The organism is Lysinibacillus sp. NPDC048646 (genome assembly GCF_050272295.1).
Lineage (GTDB): Bacteria > Bacillota > Bacilli > Bacillales_A > Planococcaceae > Lysinibacillus.
In genome coordinates, this window is sequence record NZ_JBNNLZ010000011.1 from 128366 (window position 1) to 135524 (window position 7159).

The window sequence follows — 7159 nt, forward strand, 5'->3', positions numbered from 1 at the left end:
AAATTCTCTATTTTCAGAAAAAAGAAGTTTGTACAATGTAAATAGAGGGATTTCTATCCATATAGATAATTTACCCAAGATATAGAATAAGGGGGATATTAAATGATTTCTATCATTGAGCTTGATGGCAATACATTAACGAGGCGGCAAGTAGAGGAAATCGTGAATGGGCATGCCGATGTTGTATTATCGACTGAAAGTGAGAAGCGTATTCAATTAAGTAGGGAGCGCATTGAAAAGCGTTTAGCGGAAGGGCAAGCAATTTATGGTGTGAATACAGGATTTGGAAAACTAAGTCATATTCGTATTGATGAGGCGGATAATGAATTATTACAGTTGAATTTACTACGCTCAGATGCAACAGGTGTTGGCGAACCGTTTCCTACAGAAGTTGTCCGTGCGATGATGATTTTACGTGCCAATGCATTAGCACGTGGTTTTTCAGGCATTCGACAGGAGACAGTGCAGCTATTACTGGATTGCATCAATAAAGGCGTGCATCCAATCGTACCGTCACAGGGGTCGGTTGGGGCAAGTGGTGATTTAGCGCCGCTATCACATTTAGCTTTAGTGCTTGTAGGAGAAGGTAAGGCTGAGTTTAAAGGTGAGATTGTAAGTGGCGGCCTGGCGTTACAGCAAGCGGGATTAACTCCTGTACGATTACAAGCGAAAGAAGGTCTAGCGCTAGTTAACGGTACACAGGCCATGACAGGTATTGGTGTATTAACATTGAATGAGGCAGAGCGCATTGGGCTTGCCGCAGATATGGCAGCAAGTCTGTCGCTTGAAGCACTAAAAGGTATTACTTCAGCATTTGATCCAGCGCTTTTAGCTGTAAGACCACACCCGGAATTAGAGCTTGTGGGCGGGCGAATTCGCAAGTGGCTTGATGGGAGTAAACGAGTGACAAAGCAGGGTGAAATACGGATGCAGGATGCTTATTCACTTCGTTGTATTCCACAAGTACACGGCGCATCATGGCAGTCATTTTTTTATGCGGAGGAGCGTGTACGAACTGAGATGAATGCAACGACAGACAATCCTGTTGTTTTAGAGAACGGAGAAGTATTATCTGGAGGACATTTCCACGGACAGCCAATTGCGTTAGCGATGGATTTTTTAAAGGTTGGTGTGTGTGAATGGGCCAACATTTCTGAACGCCGTACGGAACGCATGGTCAATCCGCAACTCAATGAGGGCTTGCCGCCGTTTTTAGCGACAAACCCTGGGATTGAGTGTGGGCTAATGATTGCGCAATATACAGCAGCTTCAATCGTGTCAGAAAACAAAGTATTGGCACACCCTTCAAGCGTAGATTCTATTCCAACATCGGGTAATCAGGAAGATCATGTCAGTATGGGGACGACATCTGCTCGTCAAGTACGCCAAATCGTACACAATGCTGCTCGCGTCATTGCGATAGAAATGATTTGCGCATCGCAGGCCATTCATTTAGATAGGGCGGAGAAACAGTTAGCATCAGCTACAAGTCAATTTTTGCAAAAGGTACGTGCAATCTGTCCACCGCTTACAACAGATCAGCCGATTGGTGATGAAATTGAAGCGTTAGCGAAATATTTATTGGCGAGTGATGAGTTAGTGGCAATGTCGAAATAAAAGCAAAGGGGATGGCACTATGGAGACAAAAACAAATATTCGTGCACCGAGAGGAACAACGCTTACTTGTAAAGGATGGACACAGGAAGCAGCTATGCGTATGTTGATGAATAATTTGGATCCTGAGGTAGCTGAAAACCCAGATGAACTGATTGTTTATGGTGGCATCGGGAAAGCAGCTCGCAATTGGGAAAGTTACGAGCAAATTATTACTTCGTTGAAAAAATTAGAGGATGATGAAACTTTACTTATTCAATCAGGAAAGCCGGTTGCTGTATTTCGTACGCACGAAAATGCACCGCGGATTCTCATTGCAAATTCAAATTTAGTGCCAGCGTGGTCAAACTGGGAGCATTTTTATGAACTAGAGGACCGCGACTTAATGATGTATGGTCAAATGACGGCAGGTAGTTGGATATATATCGGTGCACAAGGTATTTTACAAGGAACGTATTTATCCTTTGTAGAGGCAGGAAAAAAAGTATTTGGTACAGCAGATTTGCGCGGTAAATTCATTTTAACAGGGGGGATGGGAGGCATGAGTGGCGCTCAGCCTTTAGCTGGCAAAATGGCTGGTGCTGTGATTTTAGTAGTTGAAGTAAATCGAGCGCGGATTGAGCGCAAAATAAAAGAGGGCTACTGTGATTACATCGTTGATACGGTAGAGGAAGCCCTTCTATTAGTAAATACACTACGTGAAAAAAAGGAGCCAGCATCAATTGGACTTGTTGGCAACTGTGCAGATGTAAATCGTGAGCTGCTTGATCGTGCTATTATTCCTGACTTTGTAACCGACCAAACATCTGCACATGATCCGATAAATGGCTATGTTCCAAATGGAATGACATTTGAGGAAGCGCTTGATTTGCGTGAAAAGGATGTAAAAATCTATGAGCAAAGAGCAAAAGAAACGATGGCAGAACATGTTCGTACAATGCTTGAATTTCAACAGGCGGGTGCAGAAGTATTTGATTATGGTAATAATATTCGTGCCTATGCAAAAGAAATGGGTGTTACCAATGCTTTTGATTTCCCAGGTTTTGTGCCAGCGTATATCCGTCCATTATTCTGTGAAGGAAAAGGACCATTCCGTTGGGCAGCACTTTCTGGTGATCCAGAGGATATTTATAAAACAGATGCACTCGCAAAACAGATGTTTGCACATGATAAAAGTTTGGTGAATTGGATTGATATGGCACAACAAATGGTGAAATGGCAGGGGTTGCCGGCTCGTATTTGCTGGTTAGGCTATGGTGATCGTCATCGTTTTGCACTGAAGGTCAATGAAATGGTTGCGAACGGTAAGTTATCGGCGCCGATTGTCTTTGGGAGGGATCATTTAGATTCTGGCTCTGTTGCCTCACCAAATCGTGAAACAGAGGGTATGAAAGACGGCTCGGATGCAGTATCTGACTGGCCAATTTTAAATGCACTTGTTAATACGGCAAGTGGTGCCAGCTGGGTAAGTGTACATCATGGTGGTGGCGTAGGAATGGGATTCTCGCAGCATGCTGGTCAAGTATTAGTAGCGGATGGCTCACAGCTTGCTTCAGATAAGATTGCTCGGGTATTAATAGCAGACCCGGGGTTAGGAGTTGTACGTCACGCAGATGCTGGTTATGAAATCGCCATCAATACGGCAAGGGAAAAAGGTGTGCATATGCCTATGCTAAAGCAAAGGGATGATGTGATGTGACCATTTTAATAAAAAATGCCAATGAAGTCATTACCTTAAAAAGTGTAGCGCAAGGTCCTCGCATAAAAGAACAGATGCGAGATATTACAATAATCCCACAGGGCAGTGTTTTAATAGAAAAAAATCGTATTGTTGCAATTGGAACCTTCGCGCAGTTGGAAGTAGACTACCCTGACTTAATAAAAGAGGCAGAGGTTATAGATGCAACGGGAAAGGTCGTTATGCCTGGACTCGTCGATTGTCATACACATTTAGTTCATGGAGGTACGCGTGAGCAGGAGTTTAATATGCGCTTAAATGGCTCCACCTATATGGAAATCATGAATGGAGGTGGTGGAATTCATGCAACGACAAAGCAAACAAGAGAAGCAAGCTTTGATGAATTGTATGGAAAGACGCTGCGTCATTTAGACGTATTTCTTAAGCATGGTATCACAACTGTCGAGGCAAAATCGGGATATGGCTTGGATTGGGAAAATGAAAGGAAGCAGTTAGAGGTAGCCAAAAAGCTACAAGCTACGCATGCTATAGATATAGTGAGTACATTTATGGGTGCTCATGCAGTACCGCGAGATTATAAAGGACGAGAAGATGAATTTGTCGATATGCTCGTTGGTGATATGCTACCGAAAGTGGCTGAACTAGGGCTTGCAGAGTTTAATGATGTATTCTGTGAAAAAGGTGTATTTACACCAGCGCAAGCCCGCCGCATTTTAGAGGCTGGGAAAGCGCTGGCATTAACACCGAAAATCCATGCCGATGAAATTGAACCCTATAAAGGAGCAGAGTTAGCCGCTGAAGTTGGTGCGATTTCGGCAGAGCATTTACTAGTTGCTTCAGACGAAGGTATTCAAAAAATGGCAGCAACAGGTACGATTGCTGTATTGCTCCCTGGAACAGCATTTTTCTTACGAGCGCCATTTGCAAGAGGGCGCCTGATGATTGATGAGGGAGTACCTGTAGCTATTTCAACAGATTTTAATCCTGGCTCTTCCCCAACGATAAGCCTGCCATTTATTATGAATCTAGCCTGTATGCATATGGGCATGACGTTAGAGGAAATATTAACAGCGACGACTATTAACGCTGCGTATGCTCTTAATCGAGGAGATCAAATTGGTTCACTGGAAGCAGGAAAGCAAGCAGATGTTATCATGCTCGATGTCGCTAATTATAAGCAACTACAATATTTTTACGGCATGAATCACACCCATACAGTCATAAAAAACGGACGAGTTGTCGTAAAGGATGGCATTCTTATATAAATAATCAATCAAATAATATATAGCTACTGTTATCTAAATAGAATTGTCTAGATTGTCATAATGATAATGGCTTTAAGCTACCGTCAAAACGGCAACGTTTACCGGTAAATGTGTCTAGATTTATACATTTGTATGTATTAAAAGAGCGCAAATAGGATGAAATTAACTTATTTGTGCTCTTTTTCGTATAGAATAGAACTGTCATCATTATGGAAAGGAAATTATAAGATTTGCAACTTACATTAACATTTATCATTTTAGGAGCAACGATATTTGCATTTATGACGAATCGTGTACGAGCTGATTTGGTGGCGATAGTGTCGCTCCTCGCATTTATTATTACGGATATTTTAACACCAGCGGAGGCGTTAGCTGGTTTTTCGAACTCTGTTGTACTAATGATTGCAGGGCTTTTTGTCGTGGGTGCTGGGATATTGCGTACGGGACTTGCAGGGATGGCAGGGCAGCTATTGTTGAAATGGTCAGGCGATAGTGAGCTGAAATTATTTGTGTTACTACTTGTTATTGTTGGCGCTGTCGGCGCTTTTATGAGTAATACGGGTACGGTAGCTTTAATGATGCCGATTGTCGTTAGTATCGCAATCAGTATGAAGGAAAGTCCTTCCAAGTTTTTGCTGCCTCTTTCTTATGTAGCAAGTCTATCCGGGCTGATGACATTAATTGCTTCACCACCAAATTTAATTGTTAGTCAGCTTTTGGTTGATCGCGGCTATAATAAACTGGGCTTTTTCGAAGTGACACCGATTGGTATGGTTGGGATGATTGTCGGCATTATCTATTTGGTGCTCGTACGAAATGTTTTATTGCCCAATGAGCAAAATCGTACCCAAACAAATGCTGGCTACAAACTCTCGCCAAAGAAAATTATTAAGCAATATGATTTAAACAATCGTTTGTTTAAAATATATGTGCCCGAGGATTCAACAATAATTGGCATGTCACTAGCAGAGTTGAAGCTACCTGCTAAATATGCGCTCTGTATGATGAAAATTCATCGTAAATCGCAAGAGGGTATAAATTTATTGCCAATGACTTATCAGGAAATGGCTGGTCCAACAAGTGTTATACATGCAACGGATGAGCTTTATGTGCAAGGTGAGGAAGAGGACATTCGTCGCTTGGCTACGAATTATGGTTTAGAAATGCAAGAGCTACTTGAGGGAGAAGCTGATGAATTGGTATCGAAGCATCTTGGAATTGCAGAGGTTCTACTAACGCCAAATTCTAGTTTCACTAATGAGACAGTCAGTTCATTGGGCTTCCGTGAAAAATACAATCTTAATATTATTGGCATTAATCGCAGAGGTGGCTATAAGCTTCAGGATATGGTTTCACATAAGTTGAAATTCGGTGATGCCATTCTCGTGCAGGGGGCATGGGATGAAATCGTGCTGCTCGCAAGGGAAACGCAGGATGTCGTTGTAGTTGGTCAGCCAAAAGAGCATGCAAGTGTAGCTGCAGCCACTGGGAAAGCAGGTATTGCAGGCGCGATAATGCTTCTAATGATAATATTAATGGCTTTTGAAGTTTTCCCTGCTGTTATTTCCGTGATGATTGGTGCAGTACTAATGATTTTAACAGGCTGTTTGCGCAATATGGAGGATGCATATAACAATATGAATTTTGAAAGTATTGTCCTTGTTGCAGCGATGCTTCCGATGGCAACAGCGCTAGAAAAAACCGGCGGTATGGTCATTTTGTCAAATGGAATTATAGATATGTTGGGTAGCTATGGCGCTTATGGAGTGCTTATTGGAATTTATATCTTAACGGTTATTTTCGGGCAATTTATTAGTAATACAGCAACGGCTGTCCTGTTTGCGCCGATTGCCATGAATGCAGCGATAGCCATGGATGCAAATCCTACAACATTTATGATTGGTGTAGCGGTAGCTGCTAGTATGGCTTTTGCTACACCGATTGCCTCGCCAACGAATGCACTTGTTATGACTGCAGGGGGCTATAAATTTATGGATTTTGTGAAGGTCGGTTTACCACTACAGGTTGTGATGTTTATTGTCATGATGATAGCTGTCCCATTTTTCTTCCCGTTTTAAAAACTCGGTTTTATACCGAGTTTTTTCTTTTGACCCAATGTGAAAGAACGGTATAGAAATACGCAACTTCGATAAATATAATTGAATAAAAAAGGCAACCAAAAATTTCTGCTCGTTTTTTTATGGAGAGGTATGTTAAACTCATAACCTAAAGCGATAAGTGAAACGGTATAAAATGCTAACAAAGAGTCTGGCGTATCAAAAAAACTATTGTCTTTAATATAGGAAGTTTTTCAAAGTTTAAAAAAAGTTTTAAAAAAGTGTTGACCTTTTTTGAAAACGTGTGTAGTATTATATGAGTCGCCAAGGTGACACGCTAAAACAAGCAAAACATGAACCTTGAAAACTGAACAAGCAAAACGTAATCAATAAAGTTTTTAGTAACTTACTTCGGTAAGTGAACGAAACAAAATTTTGGACATCAAAATTGATGCCAGCAAAACAATTTGAGCTTATCAAATTTCTTTTATGGAGAGTTTGATCCTGGCTCAGGACGAACGCTG

4 protein-coding genes are annotated in these 7159 nt (G+C 41.6%); all 4 read left to right on the forward strand.

The window, feature by feature from the left end:
- Positions 1-102: 102 nt before the first annotated feature.
- The 4 genes from hutH (at position 103) to ACQKII_RS13685 (ending at position 6656) form a co-directional block, all read left to right on the forward strand.
- Positions 103-1617 carry a histidine ammonia-lyase gene (gene hutH, locus ACQKII_RS13670; protein WP_427460051.1) on the forward strand — a complete coding sequence of 505 codons (1515 nt, stop codon included), beginning with the start codon at positions 103-105 and terminating at the stop codon, positions 1615-1617.
- Between the two features lie 19 nt (positions 1618-1636).
- Entirely contained in the window at positions 1637-3313 is a 1677-nt protein-coding gene (gene hutU / locus ACQKII_RS13675) for a urocanate hydratase (RefSeq protein ID WP_427460053.1), read from the forward strand.
- Entirely contained in the window at positions 3310-4578 is a 1269-nt protein-coding gene (gene hutI, locus ACQKII_RS13680; protein WP_427460055.1) for an imidazolonepropionase, read from the forward strand. The genes hutU and hutI overlap by 4 nt, the downstream gene beginning before the upstream one ends.
- A gap of 281 nt (positions 4579-4859) precedes the next feature.
- Positions 4860-6656, forward strand: coding sequence for an SLC13 family permease (locus ACQKII_RS13685; protein ID WP_427460059.1), 1797 nt, complete (start codon positions 4860-4862; stop codon positions 6654-6656).
- The last annotated feature ends 503 nt before the right edge of the window (positions 6657-7159 follow it).

What these genes read in the sequence shown, in the direction of transcription:
- hutH (WP_427460051.1), top strand. Translation starts at nt 103, where the DNA reads ATGATTTCTATCATTGAGCTTGATGGCAATACATTAACGAGGCGGCAA.
- hutU (WP_427460053.1), top strand. Translation starts at nt 1,637, where the DNA reads ATGGAGACAAAAACAAATATTCGTGCACCGAGAGGAACAACGCTTACT.
- ACQKII_RS13685 (WP_427460059.1), top strand. Translation starts at nt 4,860, where the DNA reads ATGACGAATCGTGTACGAGCTGATTTGGTGGCGATAGTGTCGCTCCTC.